At 66.4% G+C, this 23,754-nt stretch carries 22 protein-coding genes and 1 pseudogene; 10 read left to right on the plus strand and 13 right to left on the minus strand.

What is annotated here, in order from left to right; translation table 11 throughout:
• Positions 1–72: 72 nt before the first annotated feature.
• Positions 73–1,638 carry a methyl-accepting chemotaxis protein gene (locus IB273_RS14890; protein WP_081518545.1) on the minus strand — a complete coding sequence of 522 codons (1,566 nt, stop codon included), beginning with the start codon at positions 1,636–1,638 and terminating at the stop codon, positions 73–75.
• A 195-nt stretch (positions 1,639–1,833) separates the two neighbouring features.
• Complete coding sequence (acnA, locus tag IB273_RS14895; RefSeq protein ID WP_151187647.1) at positions 1,834–4,566, minus strand: aconitate hydratase AcnA; 2,733 nt, start codon at positions 4,564–4,566, stop codon at positions 1,834–1,836.
• A gap of 355 nt (positions 4,567–4,921) precedes the next feature.
• Between acnA and rlmM the strand changes: the two genes are divergently transcribed.
• Both rlmM and IB273_RS14905 read left to right on the plus strand, forming a co-directional pair.
• On the plus strand, positions 4,922–5,989 hold the full coding sequence (gene rlmM, locus IB273_RS14900) for a 23S rRNA (cytidine(2498)-2'-O)-methyltransferase RlmM (protein WP_192224382.1): 1,068 nt from the start codon (positions 4,922–4,924) through the stop codon (positions 5,987–5,989).
• A 100-nt stretch (positions 5,990–6,089) separates the two neighbouring features.
• Positions 6,090–6,968 (plus strand): MaoC family dehydratase, encoded by an 879-nt coding sequence (locus IB273_RS14905; protein WP_081518542.1) that lies wholly within the window; start codon positions 6,090–6,092, stop codon positions 6,966–6,968.
• A 56-nt stretch (positions 6,969–7,024) separates the two neighbouring features.
• On the opposite strand, the gene IB273_RS14910 is transcribed toward IB273_RS14905, so the two are convergent.
• A complete protein-coding gene (locus IB273_RS14910; protein WP_192224383.1) occupies positions 7,025–8,581 on the minus strand; it encodes an alpha/beta hydrolase in 1,557 nt (518 codons plus the stop codon).
• 159 nt (positions 8,582–8,740) lie between these two features.
• On the opposite strand from IB273_RS14910, the gene tusA reads away from it, so the two are divergent.
• The gene (gene tusA / locus IB273_RS14915) at positions 8,741–8,980 is read left to right on the plus strand and encodes a sulfurtransferase TusA (RefSeq protein WP_015477744.1); all 240 of its coding nucleotides are present in this window, start codon (positions 8,741–8,743) and stop codon (positions 8,978–8,980) included.
• Positions 8,981–9,173: 193 nt separating this feature from the next.
• On the opposite strand, the gene IB273_RS14920 is transcribed toward tusA, so the two are convergent.
• From IB273_RS14920 to IB273_RS14955, 8 genes are all read right to left on the minus strand, one after another.
• Entirely contained in the window at positions 9,174–9,989 is an 816-nt protein-coding gene (locus IB273_RS14920) for an ABC transporter permease (RefSeq protein ID WP_192224384.1), read from the minus strand.
• Positions 9,990–9,999: 10 nt separating this feature from the next.
• The gene (locus tag IB273_RS14925; RefSeq protein ID WP_081518539.1) at positions 10,000–10,836 is read right to left on the minus strand and encodes an ABC transporter permease; all 837 of its coding nucleotides are present in this window, start codon (positions 10,834–10,836) and stop codon (positions 10,000–10,002) included.
• Between the two features lie 15 nt (positions 10,837–10,851).
• On the minus strand, positions 10,852–11,967 hold the full coding sequence (locus IB273_RS14930) for an ABC transporter substrate-binding protein (protein ID WP_081518538.1): 1,116 nt from the start codon (positions 11,965–11,967) through the stop codon (positions 10,852–10,854).
• 56 nt (positions 11,968–12,023) lie between these two features.
• On the minus strand, positions 12,024–13,109 hold the full coding sequence (locus tag IB273_RS14935) for an ABC transporter ATP-binding protein (protein WP_081518537.1): 1,086 nt from the start codon (positions 13,107–13,109) through the stop codon (positions 12,024–12,026).
• A gap of 140 nt (positions 13,110–13,249) precedes the next feature.
• The gene (locus tag IB273_RS14940; RefSeq protein WP_081518536.1) at positions 13,250–14,173 is read right to left on the minus strand and encodes a LysR substrate-binding domain-containing protein; all 924 of its coding nucleotides are present in this window, start codon (positions 14,171–14,173) and stop codon (positions 13,250–13,252) included.
• A 371-nt stretch (positions 14,174–14,544) separates the two neighbouring features.
• The gene (locus IB273_RS14945) at positions 14,545–15,858 is read right to left on the minus strand and encodes an NAD(P)/FAD-dependent oxidoreductase (RefSeq protein WP_192224385.1); all 1,314 of its coding nucleotides are present in this window, start codon (positions 15,856–15,858) and stop codon (positions 14,545–14,547) included.
• Between the two features lie 76 nt (positions 15,859–15,934).
• Positions 15,935–17,299: a glutamine synthetase family protein gene (locus IB273_RS14950; RefSeq protein WP_192224386.1), complete on the minus strand. Its 1,365-nt coding sequence runs from the start codon at positions 17,297–17,299 to the stop codon at positions 15,935–15,937.
• Between the two features lie 190 nt (positions 17,300–17,489).
• Positions 17,490–17,678 (minus strand): hypothetical protein, encoded by a 189-nt coding sequence (locus tag IB273_RS14955; protein WP_192224387.1) that lies wholly within the window; start codon positions 17,676–17,678, stop codon positions 17,490–17,492.
• A 232-nt stretch (positions 17,679–17,910) separates the two neighbouring features.
• On the opposite strand from IB273_RS14955, the gene IB273_RS14960 reads away from it, so the two are divergent.
• Positions 17,911–18,180, plus strand: coding sequence for a MoaD/ThiS family protein (locus IB273_RS14960; protein ID WP_081518532.1), 270 nt, complete (start codon positions 17,911–17,913; stop codon positions 18,178–18,180).
• A gap of 28 nt (positions 18,181–18,208) precedes the next feature.
• Positions 18,209–19,312: a WD40/YVTN/BNR-like repeat-containing protein gene (locus IB273_RS14965; protein WP_192224388.1), complete on the plus strand. Its 1,104-nt coding sequence runs from the start codon at positions 18,209–18,211 to the stop codon at positions 19,310–19,312.
• Here IB273_RS14965 and IB273_RS14970 read toward each other — a convergent pair.
• Both IB273_RS14970 and IB273_RS14975 read right to left on the minus strand, forming a co-directional pair.
• Positions 19,291–19,434 (minus strand): hypothetical protein, encoded by a 144-nt coding sequence (locus IB273_RS14970; protein WP_167523213.1) that lies wholly within the window; start codon positions 19,432–19,434, stop codon positions 19,291–19,293. The genes IB273_RS14965 and IB273_RS14970 overlap by 22 nt on opposite strands.
• Positions 19,435–19,454: 20 nt before the next feature.
• Positions 19,455–20,948: pseudogene (locus tag IB273_RS14975) on the minus strand (RimK family protein); the annotation flags it as partial.
• 180 nt (positions 20,949–21,128) lie between these two features.
• On the opposite strand from IB273_RS14975, the gene IB273_RS14980 reads away from it, so the two are divergent.
• The 5 genes from IB273_RS14980 (at position 21,129) to IB273_RS15000 (ending at position 23,696) form a co-directional block, all read left to right on the plus strand.
• Complete coding sequence (locus IB273_RS14980) at positions 21,129–21,578, plus strand: GNAT family N-acetyltransferase (protein WP_081518529.1); 450 nt, start codon at positions 21,129–21,131, stop codon at positions 21,576–21,578.
• Positions 21,579–21,653: 75 nt separating this feature from the next.
• Complete coding sequence (locus IB273_RS14985) at positions 21,654–21,983, plus strand: ArsR/SmtB family transcription factor (protein ID WP_081518528.1); 330 nt, start codon at positions 21,654–21,656, stop codon at positions 21,981–21,983.
• Positions 21,980–22,414 (plus strand): YeeE/YedE family protein, encoded by a 435-nt coding sequence (locus tag IB273_RS14990; protein WP_192211032.1) that lies wholly within the window; start codon positions 21,980–21,982, stop codon positions 22,412–22,414. The genes IB273_RS14985 and IB273_RS14990 overlap by 4 nt, the downstream gene beginning before the upstream one ends.
• Positions 22,411–22,836 (plus strand): DUF6691 family protein, encoded by a 426-nt coding sequence (locus IB273_RS14995; protein WP_081518526.1) that lies wholly within the window; start codon positions 22,411–22,413, stop codon positions 22,834–22,836. Before IB273_RS14990 ends, IB273_RS14995 begins: the two co-directional genes overlap by 4 nt.
• Positions 22,833–23,696, plus strand: coding sequence for an MBL fold metallo-hydrolase (locus IB273_RS15000; RefSeq protein WP_192224390.1), 864 nt, complete (start codon positions 22,833–22,835; stop codon positions 23,694–23,696). Before IB273_RS14995 ends, IB273_RS15000 begins: the two co-directional genes overlap by 4 nt.
• Positions 23,697–23,754 lie beyond the last annotated feature (58 nt).

Consider the following 23,754-nt stretch of genomic DNA (forward strand, 5'->3'; position numbering starts at 1 on the left):
CGCTGCAGGAGCGCGCCATGCCCGCGATCGCGCGCATGGCGCGCTCCTACAAGTCGTCCAGCAGGCCCGTACTCAGCGGTTGAACCGCTCCACCAGCGAGTACTGGCGGTGCGCAGTCTGCGTCAGCTCCTCGCTGAGCAGCGCGGTGCGCTGGGCCTCGCCGGAGGTCTGGTCGGCCAGGTTGGCGATGGTGCTGATGTTGCGGTTGATCTCTTCCGCCACGGCGCTCTGTTCCTCGGCAGCGGCGGCGATCTGGGTGGCCATCTCGGTGATGTTGGCCACCGCGTCGCTGATCCCCACCAGCGCGTTGTCCGCCTGCAGCACGCGCTCCACGCCTTCATCGGCCTGGCGGCGGCCGGAGTCCATGGCGCGCACCGCCTCGGTGGCGGTGTTCTGCAGGTTGGCGATGAGCTGGTGAATCTGCCCGGTGGACTCGGCAGTGCGCTGGGCCAGGGAGCGGACTTCATCGGCGACCACGGCGAAACCGCGGCCCATCTCGCCGGCGCGGGCAGCTTCGATGGCGGCGTTGAGCGCCAGCAGGTTGGTCTGGTCGGCGATGCCCTTGATCACGTCCACCACGCCACCGATCTGCTCGCTGTCGCGGGCCAGTTGGCTGACTGCTTCACCGGTTTCGCCCACGGAGCTGGAAAGACGCTGCATGGCCTCGCGGGTCTCGGCGGCGATCTGCCGGCCTTCGGTGGTCAGGTTGTTGGCCTGGCGCGTGGCGTCGGCGGTGCGCTGCACGTTGTCGGCCACTTCCTGGGTGGTGGCGGCCATCTGGTTGACGGCGGTGGCGACCTGCTCGGTTTCCTGGCGCTGGCGGTCCAGCCCGGCGGAGCTGTGGTGGGCCAGGGAGTCGGCTTCACGGGCCTGCTCGGTGAGCGTTTCGGCGGTGTCCTGCAGACGGGTCAGGCAGGTCTTCAGCCGCGCTTCCTGGCTGAGGATCGACATTTCCAGGCGTGCCTGGGCACCACGGCTGTCGGTGTACATCTGCGCGATCAGCGGGTCGGATGTGGTCTGCTCGGCCAGGCGCAGCAGGCGTTTGAGCCCGCGTTGCTGCCAGCCCAGGCCTGCCAGGCCCAGCGGGATCGAGAGCAGTGCGGCGAGCAGGAAGCCCCAGTGGGAGTTCAGCCAGACGCCGATGAGGAAGCCGATCTGGCCGATCAGGATGAACGGCAGCCAGTCCAGCAGCACCGGCAACCAGCGGTCGCGGGCGGGGATGGCCGACTTGCCGGCATTGATCCGCGCGTACAGCGCTTCGGCGCGGCGTACCTGTTCGGCGGTGGGCTTCACTCGCACCGATTCGTAGCCGACGATCTCGTTGTGCTCGTACATCGGCGTGACGTAGGCGCTGACCCAGTAATGGTCGCCGTTCTTGCAGCGGTTCTTGACGATGCCCATCCAGGGGCGGCCTTTCTTCAGGGTCGTCCACATGTGTGCGAACACCGCCGGTGGCACGTCCGGATGTCGCACCAGGTTGTGCGCGGCACCCACCAGCTCCTCGCGGGAGAAGCCGCTGATGGCGCTGAAGGCATCGTTGACGTAGCTGATGACACCGCGGGCGTTGGTCGTGGAGATCAGCCGCTGTTCGGCGGGGAAGGTGCGTTCACGCTGGGTGATCGGCTGGTTGTTGCGCATCAGGCTGGGATCTCGGAGAAAGGCGAATTGGCACGTCTGTCCAGCTTATCGGCCGCTGGATCGAAAATTTGATGGCGATCACAGAAAAATGTCAGAAGAGTGACGCCGAGAGAATGACGATAGCGTATCGCCATCGGTCACGGAAATGAAACGAAAGAAGGAGTGCGGCGGCCCGTTGCAGGCCGCCGCACCGCTTTAGATCAGGCTGCGCAGCACGTAGTGGAGGATGCCGCCGGCCTTGAAGTACTCGACTTCGTTCTGGGTATCGATGCGGCAGAGCACCTCGAAACTGTCCTGGCTGCCGTCCTCGCGCTTCACCGTGACCTTGAGGTTCATGTGCGGCTTCAGCTCGCCCGACAGGCCGCTGATGCTCAGCACTTCCTTGCCGGTCAGCTTCAGCGCCTTGCGGTCCTGGCCGTCCTGGAACTGCAGCGGCAGCACGCCCATGCCCACCAGGTTGGAGCGGTGGATACGTTCGAAGCTTTCGGCGATCACGGCTTTCACGCCCAGCAGGTTGGTGCCCTTGGCCGCCCAGTCGCGGGACGAACCGGTGCCGTATTCCTTGCCGGCGACGATGACCAGCGGCGTGCCGTCCTGCTGGTAACGCATGGCGGCGTCGTAGATCGCCAGCTTGTCGCCGGTGGGAACGTAGAGCGTGTTGCCGCCTTCCTCGCCGCCGAGCATCTCGTTCTTGATGCGGATGTTGGCGAAGGTGCCGCGCATCATCACCTCATGGTTCCCACGGCGCGAGCCGTAGGAGTTGAAGTCGGCATAGGCCACGCCGTGCTCGCTGAGGTAGCGGCCGGCGGGGCTGTCCTTCTTGATGTTACCGGCGGGGGAGATGTGGTCAGTGGTCACCGAGTCGCCCAGTACCGCGAGGATGTTGGCGCCCTGGATATCCGCGACTTTCGGTGGCGCCTCGGCGATGTGCTCGAAGAACGGCGGATGCTGGATGTAGGTGGAATCGTCCTGCCAGGTGTATGTCTGGGCGTCCGGCACCTGGATCGCACGCCATTTCTCATCGCCCTGAAAGACTTCGGCGTACTCCTTGTGGAACATCGCCGTGTCGACCTTCTGTACGGCGTCGGCAATTTCCTTCTGGGTCGGCCAGATGTCCTTCAGATAGACCGGTTGGCCATCCTTGCCGGTGCCCAGTGGGTCTTTCGTCAGGTCGGTGCGTACGCTGCCGGCCAGTGCATAGGCGACCACCAGCGGCGGCGAGGCCAGCCAGTTGGTCTTCACCAGCGGATGAACGCGGCCCTCGAAGTTGCGGTTGCCGGAGAGTACCGAGGCGACGGTCAGGTCCGCCTGCTGCACGGCCTTCTCGATGGGGTCGAGCAGCGGGCCGGAGTTGCCGATGCAGGTGGTGCAGCCGTAGCCGACCAGATCGAAGCCCAGCTCGTCGAGATAACGGGTCAGGCCGGCGGCGTGGAAGTACTCGGTGACCACCTTGGAGCCGGGAGCCAGCGAGCTCTTCACCCAGGGCTTGCGCTGCAGGCCCTTCTCCAGCGCCTTCTTCGCCAGCAGGCCGGCGGCCATCATCACGCTGGGGTTGGAGGTGTTGGTGCAGGAGGTGATGGCGGCAATCACCACGGCGCCGTTCTTCAGCCGATAGGTGTGGCCGTCGTGCTGGTAGTCGGCCTCGCCGGTCTGGGCTGCCGCGCCCACGGCGGCGCCTCCACCACCCTCGCTGAGCAGGCGGCCTTCCTCGGTGGAGGCAGGTTTGATCTGCAGGCCGAGGAAGTCATCGAAGGCCTGGCTGACATGGCCGAGGGCAACGCGGTCCTGCGGGCGCTTGGGCCCGGCGAGGCTGGCCTCGACGTCGCCCATGTCCAGTTGCAGGGAGTCGGTGAATACCGGTTCGTGGCCTGTCTCGCGCCACAGGCCCTGGGCCTTGCTGTAGGCCTCCACCAGCTTGACCGCATCATCCGGGCGGCCGGACAGGCGCAGGTAGCCCAGGGTGATCTCGTCCACCGGGAAGAAGCCGCAGGTGGCGCCGTATTCCGGGGCCATGTTGGCGATCGTGGCGCGGTCGGCCAGCGGCAGGTCGGCGAGGCCGTCGCCATAGAACTCGACGAATTTTCCGACGACACCTTTCTTGCGCAGCATCTGGGTGACGGTCAGCACCAGGTCGGTGGCGGTGATGCCTTCCTTCAGCTTGCCGGTCAGCTTGAAGCCGATCACCTCGGGAATCAGCATCGACACCGGCTGGCCGAGCATGGCCGCTTCCGCCTCGATGCCGCCCACGCCCCAACCGAGTACGCCGAGGCCGTTGATCATGGTGGTGTGCGAGTCGGTGCCGACCAGGGTGTCGGGGAAGGCGTAGGTACGGCCGTCCTCGTCCTTGGTCCAGACGGTGCGCCCCAGGTACTCCAGGTTGACCTGATGGCAGATGCCGGTGCCCGGCGGCACCACGCGGAAGTTGTCGAAGGCGTTCTGCCCCCAGCGCAGGAAGGCGTAGCGCTCGCCGTTGCGCTCCATCTCGATCTCGACGTTCTGGGCGAAGGCGGACTGGCTGGCGAACTTGTCCACCATCACCGAGTGGTCGATGACCAGGTCGACGGGGGACAGCGGGTTGATCTTCTGCGGGTCGCCGCCGGCCTTGGCCATGGCGTCGCGCATGGCGGCGAGGTCGACCACCGCCGGTACGCCGGTGAAGTCCTGCATCAGCACGCGGGCGGGGCGGTACTGGATCTCTCGCTCGGAGCTGCGGGTCTTCAGCCAGCCGGCCAGGGCTTTGAGGTCGTCGCCGGTGACGGTGTTGTCGTCCTCCCAGCGCAACAGGTTTTCCAGCAGGACTTTCAGGGACATGGGCAGCTTGCCCAGGTCCCCCAGACTCTTCGCCGCTTCAGGCAGGCTGTAGTAGTGATAGGTCTTGCCGGCGACCTCAAGGGTGCGCAGGCTGTTCAGGCTATCCACTGCGGGCATGACATTCTCCTCAGGCTTGGATTCTGCTCGTGATCGGCAGCGCGGCCGATCTACGGCGCACTGGCGATACTTGGCGAAGCAGGGCGCTAACGTCCTGATCCATCGCAGGCCTACTTCAGACAGGCCGCAATCGGGGGCACTCTTCGCCAGGCAGGGCAATCATCGGGCAGTCTTCTGGCGGGCTGGGCCAGACCACTCAAGCTAGACCGCCCGAAGGGGTATTGCCATCTGTTCTGGACCCCAGGTTCCTGAGTGGGGTTCAGAACAAGTGGCTCAGGTCGTGGGATATTTCCGGCGAATCTGCATGAAACCTTCGTGGGCAGCCTCTATAGTGCGCGGCCAAGGAGACACCCCGATGAATACCCTCTTACTGCATTGCCGTCCGGGCTTCGAGAACGAGGTCTGTGCCGAGCTGTCCGAGCACGCCGCGCGCCTGGACATCCCCGGCTACGCCCGAGCCAAGCCGGCCTCCGCCTACGCCGAGTTCATCTGCATGGACGCCGATGGCGCTGACCGCCTGATGCGCCAGCTGCGTTTCCCTGAGCTGATCTTCCCGCGTCAGTGGGCGCGTGGTAACGGCTTCACTGCGCTGCCGGAAACCGACCGTATCGGCGCGATCCTCGAAGCCCTCGCCGGCTTTGCGCAATGCGGCAGCCTCTGGCTGGAGGTGTTCGACACCAACGATGGCAAGGAACTTTCGACTTTCTGCCGCAAGTTCGAGAAGCCCCTGCGCGCCGCCCTGGTGAAAGCCGGCAAGCTGGTGGAAGACCCCAGCCTGCCGCGCCTGCTGCTGACCTTCCGTTCCGGCCGCGAGGCCTTCATCGGACTGGCCGAGGCGCGCAACTGCGCCATGTGGCCCATGGGCATCCCGCGGCTGAAGTTCCCCCGCGAGGCGCCCAGCCGTTCGACGCTGAAACTGGAAGAGGCCTGGCACCATTTCATTCCCCGCGCCGACTGGGACCGCCGCCTGGCGCCGGACATGCTTGCCGTGGACCTGGGCGCATCGCCCGGCGGCTGGACCTGGCAATTGGTGAACCGGGAGATGCGCGTGGTCGCCGTGGACAACGGGCCGATGGCGGAGAACCTGATGTACTCCGGGCTGGTCGAGCACCAGCGCGTTGACGGTTACGCCTTCCGTCCGCGCCAGCGCATGGACTGGATGGTCTGCGACATCGTCGAGAAGCCCGCGCGCACTGGCGCGATGATCGAAACCTGGATCGGCGAGGGGCTGTGCCGCGAGGCCATCGTCAACCTCAAGCTGCCGATGAAGCAGCGCTACGCCGAGGTGCGGCGCATCCTCGACCGCCTGGAGGAGTCCTTCCGCGAGCGCGGGCTCAAGGTGCAGATCGGCTGCAAGCAGCTCTACCACGACCGTGAGGAAGTGACCTGCCACCTGCGCCGCATTGAGAAGGGCGAGCGCTAGCGACGCGCAACTGCCCGGTCACGCCACCCGACCTTCGGTGACTTGCCGCGTCGCCCGGCATTGCCCATGCTGTGCGGCGCGAGATCTTCCGGAGACCTTCGTGAAGCGAAAGTTGCCCTCCCTCCTGGGCAGTTACAGCCGCATGCTGCTGCCACGCCGTGGCCTCGGCCAGGGCGAGCGCGTGCCCTACCTGGCGATGGACAGCCGCACCCTGAAATTCGACCTGCGCCACCTGCGCGCGTACCGCCAGCATTTCGGCCTCGACCCGACGCTGGGCGTGCCGCTGCTCTATCCGCAGGTCATCAGCCTGCCGCTGCACCTGCGCCTGCTCAGCCGCTCGCGCATGCCGCTGTCGGTGGTCGGGCTGATCCACCTGCGCAGCCATATCCAGCGCTACCGTCTGCTCGACGAGAACGAGCCGCTGCAGTTCGACTGCCGCATCCTCACCAGCCGCCGCAGCGAACTGGGCCTGGAGGTGGACGTGGTCACCGAGGCCTGGCACCACGACATGCTCTACTGGCAGTCGATCACCACCTATCTGCGCCGGGGCGACTTCCTCGATGGCGGGAGCGAGCCCGATCCGCTGCCCGAGCGTGCCCAGTGGCACACCCTGGAAGCACCGGTGCATTCCGGTGTGCAGTGGCGCGTGCCGAAGATCGTCGGCTGGCGCTACGCCGGGCTCAGCGGCGACTTCAACCCGCTGCACCTGTCGCGGCTGATGGCCTCGCACTATGGCTTCGGCAAGCCCTTCGCCCACGGCATGTGGGGCCTGGCGCGCAGCCTCACTGGCCGCCGCCTGGCCGAGAACGTGCGCCTGGACGCGCACTTCAAGGCGCCTTTGCCGCTGGGTAGCCAGGTGAAACAGGTATACCGCCGCCTGGGCAAGAAGGAGCAGTGGGCGCTGCTGCCCGCCGAGGGCGATGGTCAGCCGATGCTGCTGGCGCAGCTGGACGAAGCGCCGGACGGGCCTTTGCGCTGAGGGTCCGCCCCTTTGTAGGAGCGGGCCATGCCCGCGATCGCGTCCATGGGACGCTCCTACAGGGAGCCCGCGACTCGTGGTTGCAGCGGGATGAGGGTGGGCAGTTGTACTTCGCCCTGCAGCTCTACCGGCGCAATTCGCCAGGAACTGTTGAACAGGTACTGGTCGCTGAACCCGCTCACCAGCAATCCGATTTCATCGCCCGGCGAGAGGCTGGCGCTGACGGCGTTCAGCCGCGTGCTGCCCTGATTCGCCAGCGGTTTCACTTGTTCGTCCAGGCGTCGGGTACTGCCATCGGCGCTGCGGATCGCCAGGGCGGCGAACAACTGCGCGTCGGGGCGCTCCGTCAGCGGCTGGTTCAGGCGTACTTCGGCGCTGCCGAGCAGGGCGCTGTGTTCGCTGACGCGCTGCAAGGGGATGAACCTTGAAGGCTGCAGCAGGCCGCTCACTGCCGGGCGGATGGCAGTGTCTGGCAATGCCACGGTGGGGCCGGGAGCCGGCAGATCATCCAGCGCCACGCCCTGGTCAAGATCGAGGCTGATGCACAGGTCCGGCACGCCGTCGGCGGCGCCGGGGCGCTTGCGCAGCTTTTCCTCGTACCAGGCGACGATGCCGGTGTAGAGGTTGATCGCCCGCGAGCCGCAGTGGATCACCGGCTCGTTGTTGAACGGTGGCAGTCCGCTCCAGGCCTGCAACGGCGGCGGCAGGATGTGCCCGCCCTGCATGCCCAGCAGGCGCACGTCCGCCGGGCCCTGTTTCAGGCACTGGCGGATCTGCAGGCCCTGGTCCAGCGGGAACAGCGTATCGCGCAGGCCCTGGATCAGCAGGGCGTCAGCGTGGGGCAGGCGCCCGGCCGCGCAATAGCTGGCAAGGCCGTTGGCATGCAGTTCCGCCTGCACCGGTGCAGCCATGCGCCCACCGGTGGTATGCAGGTAATCGGCCTGGACGAACTTGCCCAGGTCGTAGCCCGTGGCCAGCCCCAGGCTCACCAGCACGCCGCCCCAGCCGATCTTCAGCTGGCCATCCGGTGCCAGGGCATCGGCCAGGTCGTACCAGGTGGCGATGGGGACGATGGCATCGATGCGCGAGTCTTCTGCGGAGGCCAGCAGTTGCACGGCGCCGCCGTAGCTTTCGCCGAGCATGCCGACGCGCGGATCGTTCGGGCCGTCCATTGCCAGCCGCGCCAGGTGCGTGGCAGCCCAGTCGATCACCGCGCTGGCGTCCTGCACCTCGAACTGCGGGTTCATCATCTCGATGCGCCCGTCGCTGCCGCCCCAGCCGCGCTGGTCGTAGCTGACCACCCAGAAACCGGCCTTCCAGGCGCGCAGCGCGGCGCGGCCGGACATCATGTTCTTGCCGTAGTAACCATCCGGTCCGGTCACCCGCCAGCCGCCCCAGCCGTGGGTGTGGACGATCAGCGGGGCGTTTTCGCCGGCCTTGAGCGCCGGTTGGAACACGGTGGCGGAGAGCCTGGTGCCGTCGCGGGCGGTGATGACTGCCTCGAACCAGGTGGCCGGCAGGTCTTTGCCTTCGCTGGCGTTGAAGTCGGGGACCTGGTCGCGGGCGGCGCAGCCGGCGAGCAGCGCAAGGCACAGGCAGAGGAGGGCGCGCATCGTCATTCCTGTCGATATGGGAGCTGGGCGAATGCGCCAGCATGCCCGGCGCCCGCAGCGCCCACCCCCAACCAAGGTTCGGTGACCCGGACGGACGCGGGGTGACCGCACGGTGCGCTTTGCGCGACAATGCGCCATTGGTTTTTCTGGAGTTACGCGATGTCCCAGCCTGTCGATGCGATTCTCGACGCCACCGGCCTGAACTGCCCCGAGCCGGTCATGATGCTGCACAACAAGGTGCGCGACCTGCCGGCCGGCGGCCTGCTCAAGGTGATCGCCACCGACCCTTCCACCCGCCGCGACATCCCCAAGTTCTGCGTCTTCCTCGGCCATGAGCTGGTGGAACAGCAGGAAGAGGCGGGGACCTACCTGTACTGGATTCGCAAGAAGGCGGAGTGATCCGCCGGGCCGCTGTGTGCCCAATTCGCAGGATGAGAATTGCGTAGGATGGGTGGGGCGGAGCGATACCCATGCTGTGTGCGCAGGAAATCGATGGGTATCGCTGCGCTCCACGCCATCCTGCGTAGAGCTTCCCTGCGTGATTTTCGCGAGGCTGGATGGCGTATGACGTCGAACGTCATACGCCTGGCCTTCAGCTGCCGACCGGGCGGGTGGCGATGCGCTGGGCGATCATCCGCCCGATCAGCGCGACGAAGGTCAGGGCGATCAGCACCACCGAAATGGCCGCCACGGCCGGGTCGATGTTGTCGCGCAGGCCGGACCAGATCTGCCGCGGCAGGGTGTTCACCTCGGTGCTGGTGACGAACAGGGTCACCGCGATCTCCTCCCAGCTCAGCGCGAAGCACAGTAGTGCGGTGCTCGCCACGCCCAGCTTGAGGTTCGGCAGCACCACCATGAAGGTGGTCTGGCCCAGGCTCGCGCCGAGGTTGCGCGCGGCCAGTTCGATGCGCCGGTCCAGTTGGCTCAGCGCCACCAGCATGGTCACCACACCGTAGGGCACCACCATCACGATGTGCGCGATGGTGAGGCCGAACAGGGTGTCGTAGCCCAGGCCGGGAGCGAACTGGCTGACCTTGGTTTCCATGAAGTACAGCACCATCGCCGAGATCATCGGCGGGATCGCCATGGGCAGCAGCACCAGGCCGATCAGCAGGGTCGCCAGGCGCGAGCGCAGGTACCAGATGCCGAGGCTGAAGCTCACCGCCAGCGCGGTCGCGATGATGCAGGTGGCGGTGGCGACCATCAGGCTCTGCCCGATCGCCGAGAGCCATTCCGGGCTGTCCAGCAGCGCCTGGTAGTGGCGCAGCGACCAGTTGCCGTTGGGCATCGAGAGGAAGCGTTTGCTGGTGAAGGACACCGGGATCACCGCCAGCAGCGGGAAGACCATGAAGATCATCGCCATGGTCGCCAGCAGGCGGCTAGGGGCTTTGGTTTCGTGTGCGTTCATCGTTGAGTCCTCAGCCGACCAGCTTGTCGACGCGGGTCATGCGCAGCAGCGCCCAGATCATCCCGCTGACCAGCGCCAGCAGCACCACCGATAGCGCGGCACCCAGGCCCCAGTTGCTGGTCTGGAACATCTGCAGGTAGACGTACTCGGCCACCATCACGGTCTGCCCGCCGCCGAGGATCGCCGGGGTGATGAAGAAGCCCAGGCAGAACACGAAGACGATGATGAAGGCGCCGAGGATGCCGGGAATGGTCTGCGGCACGAAGATGCTCCAGAAGGTGCGCATCTGCCCGGCGCCCAGGCCGCGCGCGGCCAGCAGCACGCGCGGGTCCAGGCGGCGCATGGTCGACACCAGCGGGAACAGCGCGAAGGGCACCATGAAGTGCACCATGCCGATCACCACGCCCATCTCGTTGCGGGTGAGCTGCAACGGCTCGCTGGTGATGCCCAGGTACTGCAACCAGTCGTTGAGCAGGCCGTTGCTGCGCAGCGCGATCAGCCAGCCGAAGGCGCGCACCAGCACCGACAGCCAGAACGGGATGAACACGCAGATTTCCACCACGCGCTGCCAGAACGGCGGGCTGTAGACCCAGCAGTAGGCCATCAGGTAGGCGATCAGCAGGGAGATCACGCTGACCGTGGTGCACAGACGGAAGGTCCGCCAGAGCACGTCGTGGATCGCCGGGTCCGTCATGATCCGCTGGTACTGCTCGATCCCCGGCTCCGGCAGGGTCACGCTCCAGCCGAGCACGCCGAGGAAGGGCAGTACGTAGAACACGATCAGAACCACCGGCAGCGGCAGCAGCAGGGCGCCCAGCTTGAGCCGCGAGGGGGCGTTATCGGCCATGACCTGCGCTCCGCGTCACTTGGAAATGTGGGTCAGGTACTGCTCCAGGGTCGCCGCGTAGTGGTCGGTGTACCACTCGTGGCTGAGCATCACCTGCTTGGGCAGGTTGGACGGATCGGTGCAGTTCAGGTGCTTGCGGTCGTCCGGGATCAGCGCGGCGGCGGCGGGGTTGGCCGGGCCGTTGCCGAACATCTTGAACAGCTCGACCTGGGACTGCGGGTCCTGGGCGTAGGCGATGAACTTCATGGCCGCCTCGGTGCCGGCCGGGTTGCCCTTGAGCACGCCCCAGTTGCTGCAGCCCAGCAGGGCGTTGTCGAAGGTCCACTTGATGCGGCCTTCGCTGTCCTCGGTGATCACCTGGGCGCGGGTGTTCCAGATGGCGCCCATGGACACTTCGCCCTCGATCAGCAGCTGCTGGGTCTCCGCGCCCGAGCCCCAGAAGGCCAGCACGTGGGGCTTGAGCTCCTCGATCTTCTTCATGGCGCGAGCCACGTCCAGCGGGTAGAGCTTGTCCGGCGCCACGCCGTCGGCCAGCAGCGCGGCCTCGAGCATGCCGTTCATCCACTTGTAGAGGGTGCGCTTGCCGGGGAAGGTCTTCACGTCCCAGAAGTCGGCCCAGGTCTTGGGCACCTTGTCGCCGAAGCGCTCGCTGTCGTAGGCGATCACGTAGCTGAGCATGTAGTCGGCGATGCCGTATTCGTAGGCGAAGCCGGGCAGCACCTTGTCCTTCGAGACGACGTTGTAGTCGATGGCCTGCACCAGCCCTTCCTTGCCCAGGTTCTGCAGGATCGAGCTTTCCGCGTCGACCACGTCCCAGCTCACCCGGCCGCTGGACAGCTGGGTGCGGATGGCGCCTTCGGTGGGGCCGCTGCCGTCGATCTTCACCGGGATGCCGGTGGCCTTGGAGAAGCCCTCGGTCCAGGCCTTGCCGAACGCCTTGATGGCGTCGCCGCCCCAGTTCACCACCACCAGCGGCTTGTCGCCGGCGGCGAAGCTCACGCCGCTGCGCAAGGCCAGCGGCAGGGCCGCCATCAGGCCCATGCCCTTGAGGAAGGTGCGGCGGTCGATCTGCCCGCGGCGGGTCTTTTCGATGAGGACTTCGATGCAGTCTTGCTGGTGAGGATTGAACATGGGTGCAGCTCCCGATCAGGTGGGATGGCGAATAGGGGACGAACGCGTTCGGCGACTCAGGCGATCAGCAGGCTTTTCTCGATGGGCCAGCTCAGCCAGACCTTGGCGCCCTGTTCCAGGCGCGAGGCCTGGTGGTCGGCATGCACGGCCAGGCTCATCGGTTGCTTGCCCTCGCTGCCGGCACCCAGGCACAGCTCGGTGCTGGCGCCCTGGTAGGTCTTGGCGGTGAGCACCGCCTGCACCACGTTGTGGCCGTTCACCTGCGGCGGCACGCTATGCAGCTGCATGTGTTCCGGACGCACGGCCAGCAGCGGTGCTTCGGCCTGCACGGCCGGCGAGTAGCCGGCGCGCAGCTCGGCCTCGCCGAAGCGTCCGCAGGCCAGCTCGCCGGCGCGGCCCACCTGGCTCAGCGGGAACAGGTTCATCTTGCCGAGGAACTCGGCGACGAAGCGGTTGCTGGGCTGGTTGTAGATGGTCTGCGGGTCGTCGACCTGGGCCAGTTGGCCGCGGTTGAAGATGGCGATGCGGGTGGACAGGGCGAGGGCTTCGTTCTGGTCGTGGGTGACGAAGACGAAGGTGGTGCCGACCTGGCGGTGGATGCGCTGCAGTTCGGCCTGCAGCTGCTCGCGCAGGTTCTTGTCCAGTGCCGAAAGGGGTTCGTCGAGCAGCAGCATGTCTGGCTCGAACACCAGCGCCCGGGCGATGGCCACGCGTTGCTGCTGGCCGCCGGAGAGCTCGCCGGGGCGCTTGCCCAGGTGCTCGCCGAGGCCGACCACGTCGAGCATGTGGCGTACGCGGCGGTTCCGCTCCTCGGCCTTCACGCCACGGATCTTCAGCGGGAAGGCGACGTTGTCCTCGATGCTCATGTGCGGGAACAGGGCGTAGCCCTGGAACACCATGCCGAAGTTGCGCTTTTCGGCGGGGCGCCGGGTGATGTCGGCGCCGCCCTCTTCGAGCTTGCCGCGAGACGGGTCCTGGAAGCCGGCGAGGATCATCAGGAAGGTGGTCTTGCCGGAGCCCGAAGGCCCGAGGAGGGTGAGGAACTCGCCCTGCTGGATGTCGATGGACACGTTGTCCAGCGCGTTGAAACTGCCGTAGCTCTTGCCGATGCCGATGGCACGTAGTTGGGGCTGTCGCTCCACTGCACTTACCTCGATTTCTTGTTCTTGTTCGAGCGGCCGCCGGGTGAGGATCGGGGTAAAAATCAGCGGCCTTTTTTTAATGCAGTATTGTTAAATCTCTCTCCGCATCAATCGCGTTTTTTTGCCCTCATTGTTCGAAATCATTCACCTATCACGGCGCTCCGGCCGCTGTGGCGGAACTGCTCGGACATCCGCAGCTCGGCCTTCATCCAGGCCTTGAAGGCCCGCACGTCGGGGCGTTCGGACTTGGCAGGATCGGTGACGAAGTAGTAGCGGTTGGGCGGTTCGATGGCGACGTTGAACAACCGCACCAGCTGCCCCTTGGCCATGGCGTCGCCGCTGACCAGCGCATCGCCCATGGCCACGCCTTGCCCGGCGATGGCCGCCGACTGCACCAGGTGCGCATCGGAGAAGACGATGCCGTTGCGCACGTTGAGGTTCTTCACCCCGGCGGCGGCGGTCCACAGCAGCCAGTCGGAGTGATCGACCATGTGCAGGAAGGGCAGGCTGGCGAGGTCTTCCGGCGAGTCGAGGCCGCCGACGGAGTTGATCAGCGACGGGCTGCACACGGGAAAGGTGTCCAGGGTGGCGATCAGGTCGACGTGCAGATCGGTCCAGTCGCCGACGCCGTAGGCGATGAACAGGTCGACGTCGCGGTCGCTGACGTCGTCGGGCACCCGCGGCGAGACCAGGTTCAGCTCCACCTGCGGGTGGGCTCGCTGGAACTTGCCGATCTGGTGGCACAGCCAGTAGGTGGCGAATCCGGGCGTGCAGCTCACGCACAGGCGGCCGGAGACTTCCTCGGCATTGGCGAAGCGCCGCGCCTCGTTGAGGATCGCCAGGGCGCGCTGGGTTTCGCGGGCGAAGCATTCGCCGTGGTAGGTCAGCGCGATGCCGCGGCCAACCCGCTCGGTGAGCGGGATGCCCAGGCAGTCTTCCAGGCTGTGCAACTGGTGGCTGACGGCGCTGCGGGTCAGGCTCAGTTCGCTGGCCGCGCCGGACAGGCTGCCCAGGCGGGCAACGGCGTCCAGCACGCGCAGGGCGGTCATCGAGGGGAAACGCATGGCTCACTCCAATTTCGAAGTGGAGCCTTTATCCCTGAGCGGGGCGGTGGTGTCGAGTGGCTGCGGGTACGGGCGGAGAGGGTGGGTGTTTCAGGGCGTTTCGCTTGGCGCCTGCAGCGGGTGCCCTGCTGCGACAGATGCTCACTTGTAGGAGCGGGCCATGCCCGCGACCAGATTGGCCCCCGCACCTGCTGCACGGCGAAGCACGAACGTAGGATGGCGTGGAGCGCAGCGATACCCATCGATTACCGGGCACCGGCAGCATGGGTATCGCAAGCTCCACCCATCCTACTTAGGCGTTTGCCGGCGAAGACACTGGAATGCGGTTCGCGAGCAGGCTCGCTCCTACAGGTTGACCTCGAGGCCTGGTGTCAGCGCAGCTTCTCCATCATCTGGTAGTACCACATGCCCGCGGCCAGCATCGGGTTGCCGAACACGTCGCCCATGGGCACGCGGATGTGCTTGCACTGGGCGAAGGTGTCGAACTTCTCCAGGTCGCCGGTCATCGCCGTGGCCATGATCTCGCCCATGATGTGGGTCGTCGCCACGCCGTGGCCGGAGTAGCCCTGGCAGTACCAGACGTTCTCCGACAGCTTGCCCAGCTGCGGGATGCGGTTCATCACGATGCCCATGGCGCAGCTCCACTGGAACTCGATGTCCACGCCCTTGAGTGCCGGGAAGGTGCGCTCGATGCACGGGCGCAGCTCGCCGGCGATGTCGCGCGAGTCGCGGCCGGAGTAGTTGGCTCCGCCGCCGAACAGCAGGCGGCCGTCGCCGGTCATGCGGTAGTAGTCGAGCACGAAGCGGCAGTCGTAGACCGCCAGGTCCTGCGGGTTGATGCGCTTGGCCAGCTCGCCCAGCGGCCTGGTGGTGACGATGCCGCCCATGGCCGGGAAGATCATGCCCTTGAGCTGCTTGCGCTCCAGCTTGTGGTAGACGTCGCCGGCCAGCATCACCTGGGCTGCGTTGATCCGCCCGCCGGAGGTGACCACCGCCGGGCGCGGGCCGTGGACGATGTCCAGCACTTCGGAGTGCTCGAAGATCAGTGTGCCCAGGCTGGCGGCGGCCTTGGCTTCGCCGATGCACAGGTTGAGCGGGTGCAGGTGCATGTTGCGGGTGTTCTTGATGGCACCGCAGTACAGGTCGCTTTCCAGATGCGCGCGCACGCCGGCGCCGTCCAGCAGGCTGATCTCGTCGCCCATGCCGCGACGCTTGGCGTCGTCGAAGGTGGCCTTCAGTTCGTCCATGTGCGACTGCTTCATCGCCGCGTGCAGGTGGCCGAACTTCAGGTCGCACTGGATGCCGTACTTCTCCACGCGGCTCTTGATGATCTCGTGGCCGCGCCAGCGCAGGTGCCAGATGAAGTCGTCGACGTCGTCGCCCAGCCATTGGCGCATCTGCTTCTCCATGGCGGAGTCGCCCGAGAGGCTGCCGGTGACCTGCCCGCCGTTGCGTCCGCTGGCGCCCCAGCCGACCTTGTTGGTCTCGACGATGGCGACCTTGTAGCCGCGCTCGGCCAGCTCCACGGCGGTGGCGACGCCGGTGAAGCCGCCGCCGATGATGGCGATGTCGACGTTCACCTCGCCCTGCAGCGTGGGGTAGCTGGTCTCTTCGTTGAGGCTCGCGGAGTAGTAGGACTTCGCGCGCTCGGGGGCGGGAGTGGCGGGGTTCAGTGCAGCGTTCATTTCGGTGTTCCTGTTGTTGTTCGGTTGCCCCTGCCCGATGACGGCAAGGGTTTGGCTGAGGTGCGCGGGAGCGCCCTCACGCCTGCGTCAGATACCAGCGCCAGTCCTGCTCGCCGACCTCGCCCATGAACTGGCGGTACTCGGCCTGCTTGACCTTCAGGTAGACGCCGAGGAATTCGTGGCCCAGGGCATCGCGCGCCCAGCTGGAGCGCTCCAGCGCGCGCAGCGAGGTCAGCCAGTCGGTGGGCAGCAGTTCCTTGGCCTGGACGTAGCCGTTGCCTTCCACCGGTGCGCCCGGGTCGATCTCCTCGCGGATGCCGCGATGGATGCCGGCGAGGATGGCCGCGGCGGCCAGGTAGGGGTTGGCGTCGGCGCCGCAGATGCGGTGCTCCACATGGCGGGTATTGGCCGGGCCGCCGGGTACGCGCAGGCTCACGGTGCGGTTGTCACAGCCCCAGGTCGGCGCCAGCGGTGCGTAGCTGTTGGCCTGGAAGCGGCGGTAGGAGTTGGCGTTGGGGCAGAACAGCAGCAGCGAGTCGAGCAGGCTTTTCAGCATGCCGCCCACGGACTGGCGCAGCAGCGGGGTGCCCGCCGGATCTTCACTGGCGAAGAGGTTGTTGCCCTCGGCGTCGGCCAGGGAAACGTGCATGTGCATGCCGGTGCCGGCCAGGTCGTCGAACGGCTTGGCCATGAAGCACGCCTGCATGCCGTGCTTGTGCGCCACGCCCTTCACCAGGCGCTTGTAGCGCACGGCCTGGTCCATGGCGACCAGCGCATCGCCGTGCTCCAGGGTGATTTCCACCTGGCCCGGTGCGTACTCGGAGATGGCCGTGCGCGCCGGAATGCCCTGGGCCTTGCACGCGGCATAAAGGTCGGCGAGGAAGGGTTCGATCTGCTCCAGCTCGCGCAGGCCGTAGACCTGAGTGGCACGCGGGCGGCCACCGTCGGCGTCCAGCGCTGGTTGCGGGCGGCCATGGGCGTCGCGCTTGGCGTCGAGCAGGTAGAACTCCAGCTCGCAGGCCATCACCGGGTGGTAGCCGGCGGCCTTGAGGCCGTCGATCACGTGGATCAGCACATGGCGCGGGTCGGCAATGTCCGCCGGCTTGCCTTGTTCGGGGTGCATGCTGACCTGCACCGCCGCCGTGGGAATCTGCCGCCAGGGCAGGCGCACCAGGCTGCCTTGCAGCGGGTAGGCGCGGCAGTCGATATCGCCGACGTCCCAGACCAGCCCGGAATCCTCCACATCCTCGCCATGCACGGTGAGGCCGAGGATGGTGCTGGGCAGCGGCCGGCCGGACTGGTACACGGCGAGCAGTTCCTCGCGGTGCAGCAGCTTGCCGCGCGGCACGCCGTTGGCGTCGAGGATGAACAGCTCGACCATCTCGATATCGGGGTTCTGGGCCAGGAAATACTGGGCTTCTTGCACGGAGGCGAAATTCATGGGGCTCTCGTTAGCATCCACGCGGATGCGCTGACGACCTGCAGGCCAGGGCCGCGCCGACGGGCACGGGATTGAAGGCAGGCAAGCGATGCAACGGGCTACGTCTTGTTCGATGAAAAGCGTTGGCCGTGATGAGCCGAGCTCTTCGATGAATGTAGCTCCGTCGGGCGAAGTCGGGCGGGGTGCCCGGTCAGCGAGAGGTGTTGTCGGGCGGGCGCGCGTGGCGGCAATGCCAGAGCGCCCAGAAGGCCAGTTCCAGAGGCAGGGTCAGCGGTTGCAGTTCGAGCCAGCGGGCATGTTTGCGCGGCAGGCGGACGACGCTGCCGGCCTTGCGGGCGGCGACGGGTTCCAGCGGTGCGGGCGAAACGAGCAGGTGCATGTCGAAGGATTTGGCTGACGATTTCCGCAGACTCGCACGGCGTATGGGTTTGTTAAATGTGATTTTCACGACGTTTGGTTTTGCCAAATCGAAACTGAATGCTCGCTCCTGATCACCACGAAGGCCGTTCCAGAGCCTTTGCGTGGCTCTTCGCGCACCTCGTCGAAGCGCCCGGAGCGCCCGCCGCGCCTGCCCTAGACTGGGGCAATCAGCGTCCGCCACGGGCTCGTCCATGTGCCGCATCGTCTTCGCCCCATCGATCCAGCGTCACGTTCCCATCGAAGAGCGCGAGTTGCCGGCGGTGAACCTCGCTGGTGCGCTGGAAGCGGTATTTGTTGAAGCACCGAAATTGCGCGGCTATCTGCTCGACGACCAGGGCGGGTTGCGCCGGCACCTGACGATCTTCATCGACGGCCTGCGCCTGCGTGACCGCGCCCGCCTCAGCGATGCGCTGGCAGCGGACAGCGAGGTCTACGTGGTCCAGGCCCTGAGCGGCGGTTGAGGGCAAGGCGGCATATCAGGAGGGCAAGATGGATGATCGATTGCTGGTGGCGACCCGCAAGGGGCTGTTCACCTTCCAGCGTGGCGCGGACGGCTGGCAGGAAACCCGCCGGGACTTCATTGGCGAGCCGCTGAGCACGGTGCTCGCCGACCCGCGCGATGAAACCCTCTACGCCGCCCTCAACCTCGGCCACTTCGGCTGCAAGCTCTGGCGTCAGCGGGCGAGCGAGGACTGGCAGGAGATCGCCGTGCCGACCTACCCGCCGCAACCCGATCCGCTGCCCGCGCCCCAGGAGGGGGAAGCCCCGCCCGCGCCCTGGGTCCTGCAGCAGATCTGGTGCCTGGAGATTGGCGGCGCCGCCGAGCCCGGCGTGCTCTGGGCCGGGACCATACCCGGCGGCCTGTTCCGTAGCAGCGACGGTGGTGATAGCTGGGAGCTCAATCGCCCGCTCTGGGACCGCCCCGAACGCTCGCACTGGATGGGCGGCGGTTACGACTGGCCGGGCATCCACTCGGTCAGCGTCGACCCGCGCGACAGCCAGCACCTGACCATTGCCGTGTCCTGCGGTGGTGTCTGGCAGAGCGACGATGGCGGTTCCAATTGGCGCCTCACCACCAGCGGCATGTACGCCGACTACATGCCGCCGGAGCTGCGCGAGGAGGGCGCCATCCAGGACCCGCACCGCCTGGTGCACTGTCCCGCGCAGCCGCAGCGCCTGTGGGTGCAGCACCACAACGGCATCTTCACCTCCACCGATGGCGGCGCGCGCTGGAGCGACGTGCAGGTCAAGCCGTCGAGCTTCGGCTTCGCCGTCGCCGTCCACCCGACCCGGCCGGACACCGCCTGGTTCGTCCCCGCGGTGAAGGACGTCTGCCGGATTCCGGTGGATGCCCGTTTCGTCGTGACCCGCACCCGTGATGGCGGCGCCAGCTTCGAAGTGCTCGACAGCGGCCTGCCGCAGGGCGCGGCCTTCGACCTGGTGTACCGCCACGGCCTGGCGGTGGACGACGATGGCGTGTGCCTGGCCATGGGGTCCACCACCGGCGGACTGTGGCTGTCGGAGAACGGCGGCGATCACTGGCAATGCCTGTCGATGAACCTGCCGCCGATCTACTGCGTGCGCTTCGGCTGAGCCTTGCGCCTGGCCTGCTCGCGCACCTCGCGCGGCTTCATGCGGCGATCGAAATAGTTGATCGCGGTGCCGAACACGACGATGGCGATCAGGATGGTCAGGCCGATGTGCGTGGCTTCCATGGGGTTCTCCTTGAGGGGGATCACAGCGCCTGGCCGCGCCGCTTGAGTTCCAGGCGGCGGATGAACTCCTCCAGCACCTGGCGGTAGAGGTCGTCCTTGAGGCAGGCGTCTTCGATGCCGGCGTCGAGGTTGGGGTTGTCGTTCACCTCGATCACCACCACCTCGCCGTTCGCCTCCTTGAGGTCCACGCCGTACAGGCCGTCGCCGATCAGGCTGGCGGTCTTCAGCGCCAGTTCCACCACGGCCGGCGGTGCGCTTTCCACCGGCAGGGTGCGGCATTCGCCGATCACCTCGCCGCCGGCCTTGTGCTCGACGATCTGCCAGTGCCCGCGGGACATGAAGTACTGGCAGGCGAACACCGGCTTGCGATTGAGAATGCCGATGCGCCAGTCGTACTCGGTGTAGAGGTACTCCTGGGCGAGCAGCAGCACCGAGTGCTCGAAGAGTTCGGCACTGACGCTGCGCAGTTGCTGGGCGTCCTCGACCTTGTAGACGCCACGGGAGAAGCAGCCGTCGGGAATCTTCAGCACCAGCGGGAAGCCCAGCCGTGCACCGACGCGCTCCAGCTCCTGGGGGTTGTCCTTGTAGAGGATTTCCGTGTCCGGCATGCCCAGGCCCTGGCCGCGCAGCAGGTCGGTCAGGTAGACCTTGTTGGTGCAGCGCAGGATCGAAGCCGGGTCGTCCATCACGATCAGTCCCTCGCGTTCAGCCTTCTTGGCGAAGCGGTAGGTATGGTCGTCGACGCGGGTCGTCTCGCGGATCAGCAGCGCGTCGTACTCGGCCAGGCGCGCGTAGTCCTTCTTCTCGATCAGTTCGACGTCGATGCCCAGCTGCCGGCCGACGCGGACGAAGTTCTGCAGCGCTGCGGCATTGGACGGCGGCAGGTTCTCCGCCGGGTTGTGCAGGATGGCCAGGTCATAGCGCGCCAGGCGCCGCGAGTTGGGCTGGCGCCAGACGCGGCGGCTGAAGCGGTCGAGGGCGTCGGCGAACTGGTCTTCCTGATTCTCCCGCAGCTTGTGCAGGGCGCCGGGGCGAACGCCGGCGATATGCCAGGCATCGGTGCGGCGGAAGTCCACCAGCAGGATCGGGCAGGGGAAGGCCTCGAACAGCTGGCGGGCGATGGGTTGCAGCGGCTCCAGGTCGGTGCGGCCGAAGTACAGGCGCAGGGTGAAGCCGTCGGTGCTGGCGCAGGGATGTTGGTCGAGGGCTTTCTCCAGGGTTTTTTCCAGGCCGTCCAGGGCCAGCCCGTAGAGGGATTTCTTCGCCAGTTCGCTGATCGTGCGTACCGATGGGATCACCTTGTGCCCGCGCGCCTCGGCGAGCAGGGAACAATAATAACCGTGGCCCAGGTATTTGTAGTTGCGACACAGATTTATCACCTGGAAGCGTTTCCCCGCTTCGAACTGGCGGGAGTCTTCCAGGTATTCCCGCGCGCTCAGCATATCTTCGCTGGGAATATACGAAGCCCAGTCTTCCTTGCGCTCGACGATGATCAGGACTTGGCTGGAGCGGGCTGAAGGCGGCTCCGCAGAGGCTTCGGTGACAGTCTGGAGGGAGCTTGCATTCAACTTTTCATGGAAGTTAGTGTGTAGCGAAGACATTGTTCACGGACCTGTCTGGAAGTTGCCGTGTGTCTATTAAGCAGCAACTTCTGGAAATGTCCCGATTCATGACGAAAGTTTTACGGATAACCCATGCCGCTGTTATATCGCCTTGCCACCCGTGCCGATTTAGCGGGTCTTGTGGCGCTGGAGGAGGGCACTTTTCACCAGGACCGTCTGAGTGCGCGCAGCTTTCGCCAGATGATCGCCGCACCGAGTGCCGAGCTGATCGTGGCGCAGGAGGGCAACGAGTTGCTCGGTTACGCCTTGCTGCTGTTTCGCCGGGGCACGAAGGTGGCGCGCCTGTATTCGCTGGCGACCTCGCAGCAGGCTCGCGGCAGGGGACTGGGCAGCGGATTGCTGGAACAGGCGGAGCGTAGTGCCGCGCGGCACGGTTGCAGGGCGTTGCGGCTCGAGGTGCGCGTCGATAACTGCGTCGCCATTGGCCTCTATGAGCGGCGTGGCTATCGCCGCTTCGGCCGGATCGCCAATTTCTACGAAGACGGCGCCGATGCCTGGCGGTACGAGAAACCGCTGATCTGATGAAGGGGGAGGGGCTGGTCAGGGCGCGGAAAACAATCTATAAAAATATAGATTGTATATTGGTAGATCGTCCCCATGACCGCCACCACGCTCGAACCCGCCGACGCCCTGCGCCTGCACCAATCCGCTGAATCCGCCTGCCAGCTGCTCAAGGCGCTGGCCAACACCGACCGCCTGATGCTGCTCTGCCAGTTGGCCCAGGGCGAGCTGAACGTCGGCGAGCTGGAAGCCTGTACCGGCATCACCCAGCCTACCCTGTCGCAGCAACTGGCCGTGCTGCGCCGCGAGGAGCTGGTGGAGACCCGCCGCGATGGCAAGCAGGTCTACTACCGCATTGCCAGCCAGCAGGCACTGGCGGTGATCGAGACCTTGTACCGGCTGTTCTGCGCGGAGCAGGCGAGATGATCGACTGGGCTCATTTCACGCCGTGGAGCGCCCTGGCCGGTGGCGCACTGATCGGTCTTTCGGCCGGGCTGTATGCCGCGCTCGATGGCCGTGTCGCCGGCATCAGCGGCCTGCTCGGCGGGTTGTTCAAGAGCGCCGGCTGGAAGGGCGAAGGGCTGTTCTTCCTGCTCGGAATACTGGCTGCGCCGCTGTTGTGGCTGGCGCTGCGCCCGCTGCCGGAGATTCGCTTCGAGGCCGGCTGGATGACGCTGGTGGTGGCGGGCCTGCTGGTCGGTGTCGGCAGCCGGTTTGGCTCCGGCTGCACCAGTGGGCATGGCGTCTGCGGTTTGTCGCGGCTCTCCGGTCGCTCGCTGGTGGCGACGCTGTGCTTCATGGGCACCGGCTTTGCCACCGTGTTTGTCGTGCGTCATATGCTGGGGAGTGGAGCATGAGCCGCATCGTCGCTTTGCTGGCCGGCCTGCTGTTCGGTTTCGGCCTGCTGCTGGCCGGCATGGCCAACCCGGCCAAGGTGCTGGGGTTCCTCGATCTCGCCGGGGCGTGGGACCCGTCGCTGGCGCTGGTGATGTTCGCCGCCATCGCGGTTGGTCTACCGTTTTTCACTTGGGCGCGGCGGCAGCATCGTTCGCTGCTGGGCGGCCTGATGCAACTGCCGCAGCGCCGTGAACTGGATGGCCGACTGATCGGCGGCAGCCTGCTGTTCGGCGTTGGCTGGGGCATTGCCGGCATCTGTCCGGGGCCGGCTCTGGTGACCTTCGCTGCCGGCTACTGGCAGGGAGCGCTGTTCTGCATCGCCATGCTGGTGGGGATGGCGGGCTACGAATGGAAAATCGAGACCAGGAGAAGACCCACATGAGCGCCACCATCCAGCACTTCTTCGATCCCGCCACATCCACCTACAGCTATGTAGTGGCGGATCACAGCACCGGGCGCTGCGCCATCATCGACCCGGTGCTGGACTACGATGCCGCCGCCGGCCGCGTTGGCAACGCCGGCGCCCGCCAGATACTCGAGTACGTTCGCGAGCAGGCGCTGACGGTGGAGTGGCTGCTGGAAACCCATCTGCATGCCGATCACCTGTCCGCCGCCGCCTGGCTCAAGGGCGAACTGGGCGGCCAGCTGGCCATCGGATCGAGCATCGCCCAGGTTCAGCGCACCTTCGCCGGCCTGTTCAACCTGGATGAAGATTTCCCCTGCGACGGCAGCCAGTTCGACCATCTGTTCGAAGATGGCGAGTGCTTCAGCATCGGCGAACTGCAGGCCCAGGCACTGCACACGCCCGGCCATACGCCGGCCTGCATGACCTACCTGGTCGGTGATGCGGCGTTCGTGGGTGACACCCTGTTCATGCCCGACTACGGCACTGCCCGGTGCGACTTTCCCGGCGGCGATGCACGGCAGTTGTACCGCTCGATCCAGCGACTGTTCGCCTTGCCGGACCAGACGCGGCTGTTCCTGTGCCACGACTACCTGACTGCCAATCGCGATCACCATGAGTTCGAAACCAGCGTGGTGCGGCAACGCCAGGACAACGTGCACGTGCATGAGGGGGTGAGCGAGGACGCCTTCGTCAGCATGCGCCAGCAGCGCGATGCAGGGCTGCATGCGCCGGCGCTGATCTGGCCGTCGATCCAGGTGAACATGCGTGCGGGCGAGCTGCCGGAGGCGGAAGCCAACGGCGTGCGGTACCTGCGAATTCCGCTGGACCGCCTGTGAAAAAAGCCGCCCCGAAGGGCGGCAAGCACCGAGGAAGATGGTTACCCGCGCAGGGCGC

Source organism: Pseudomonas sp. PDM19 (genome assembly GCF_014852215.1).
Taxonomy (GTDB): domain Bacteria; phylum Pseudomonadota; class Gammaproteobacteria; order Pseudomonadales; family Pseudomonadaceae; genus Pseudomonas.

Excerpts from the sequence above, each read along its gene's own strand:
- IB273_RS14945 (WP_192224385.1), bottom strand. The coding sequence starts at position 15,858 with ATGAACGCTGCACTGAACCCCGCCACTCCCGCCCCCGAGCGCGCGAAG.
- IB273_RS15000 (WP_192224390.1), top strand. The coding sequence starts at position 22,833 with ATGAGCGCCACCATCCAGCACTTCTTCGATCCCGCCACATCCACCTAC.
- IB273_RS14990 (WP_192211032.1), top strand. The coding sequence starts at position 21,980 with ATGATCGACTGGGCTCATTTCACGCCGTGGAGCGCCCTGGCCGGTGGC.
- IB273_RS14985 (WP_081518528.1), top strand. The coding sequence starts at position 21,654 with ATGACCGCCACCACGCTCGAACCCGCCGACGCCCTGCGCCTGCACCAA.
- IB273_RS14995 (WP_081518526.1), top strand. The coding sequence starts at position 22,411 with ATGAGCCGCATCGTCGCTTTGCTGGCCGGCCTGCTGTTCGGTTTCGGC.
- IB273_RS14910 (WP_192224383.1), bottom strand. The coding sequence starts at position 8,581 with ATGCGCGCCCTCCTCTGCCTGTGCCTTGCGCTGCTCGCCGGCTGCGCC.
- IB273_RS14950 (WP_192224386.1), bottom strand. The coding sequence starts at position 17,299 with ATGAATTTCGCCTCCGTGCAAGAAGCCCAGTATTTCCTGGCCCAGAAC.
- rlmM (WP_192224382.1), top strand. The coding sequence starts at position 4,922 with ATGAATACCCTCTTACTGCATTGCCGTCCGGGCTTCGAGAACGAGGTC.
- tusA (WP_015477744.1), top strand. The coding sequence starts at position 8,741 with ATGTCCCAGCCTGTCGATGCGATTCTCGACGCCACCGGCCTGAACTGC.
- IB273_RS14970 (WP_167523213.1), bottom strand. The coding sequence starts at position 19,434 with ATGGAAGCCACGCACATCGGCCTGACCATCCTGATCGCCATCGTCGTG.
- IB273_RS14955 (WP_192224387.1), bottom strand. The coding sequence starts at position 17,678 with ATGCACCTGCTCGTTTCGCCCGCACCGCTGGAACCCGTCGCCGCCCGC.
- IB273_RS14890 (WP_081518545.1), bottom strand. The coding sequence starts at position 1,638 with ATGCGCAACAACCAGCCGATCACCCAGCGTGAACGCACCTTCCCCGCC.
- IB273_RS14965 (WP_192224388.1), top strand. The coding sequence starts at position 18,209 with ATGGATGATCGATTGCTGGTGGCGACCCGCAAGGGGCTGTTCACCTTC.
- acnA (WP_151187647.1), bottom strand. The coding sequence starts at position 4,566 with ATGCCCGCAGTGGATAGCCTGAACAGCCTGCGCACCCTTGAGGTCGCC.
- IB273_RS14930 (WP_081518538.1), bottom strand. The coding sequence starts at position 11,967 with ATGTTCAATCCTCACCAGCAAGACTGCATCGAAGTCCTCATCGAAAAG.
- IB273_RS14940 (WP_081518536.1), bottom strand. The coding sequence starts at position 14,173 with ATGCGTTTCCCCTCGATGACCGCCCTGCGCGTGCTGGACGCCGTTGCC.
- IB273_RS14920 (WP_192224384.1), bottom strand. The coding sequence starts at position 9,989 with ATGAACGCACACGAAACCAAAGCCCCTAGCCGCCTGCTGGCGACCATG.
- IB273_RS14980 (WP_081518529.1), top strand. The coding sequence starts at position 21,129 with ATGCCGCTGTTATATCGCCTTGCCACCCGTGCCGATTTAGCGGGTCTT.
- IB273_RS14925 (WP_081518539.1), bottom strand. The coding sequence starts at position 10,836 with ATGGCCGATAACGCCCCCTCGCGGCTCAAGCTGGGCGCCCTGCTGCTG.
- IB273_RS14960 (WP_081518532.1), top strand. The coding sequence starts at position 17,911 with ATGTGCCGCATCGTCTTCGCCCCATCGATCCAGCGTCACGTTCCCATC.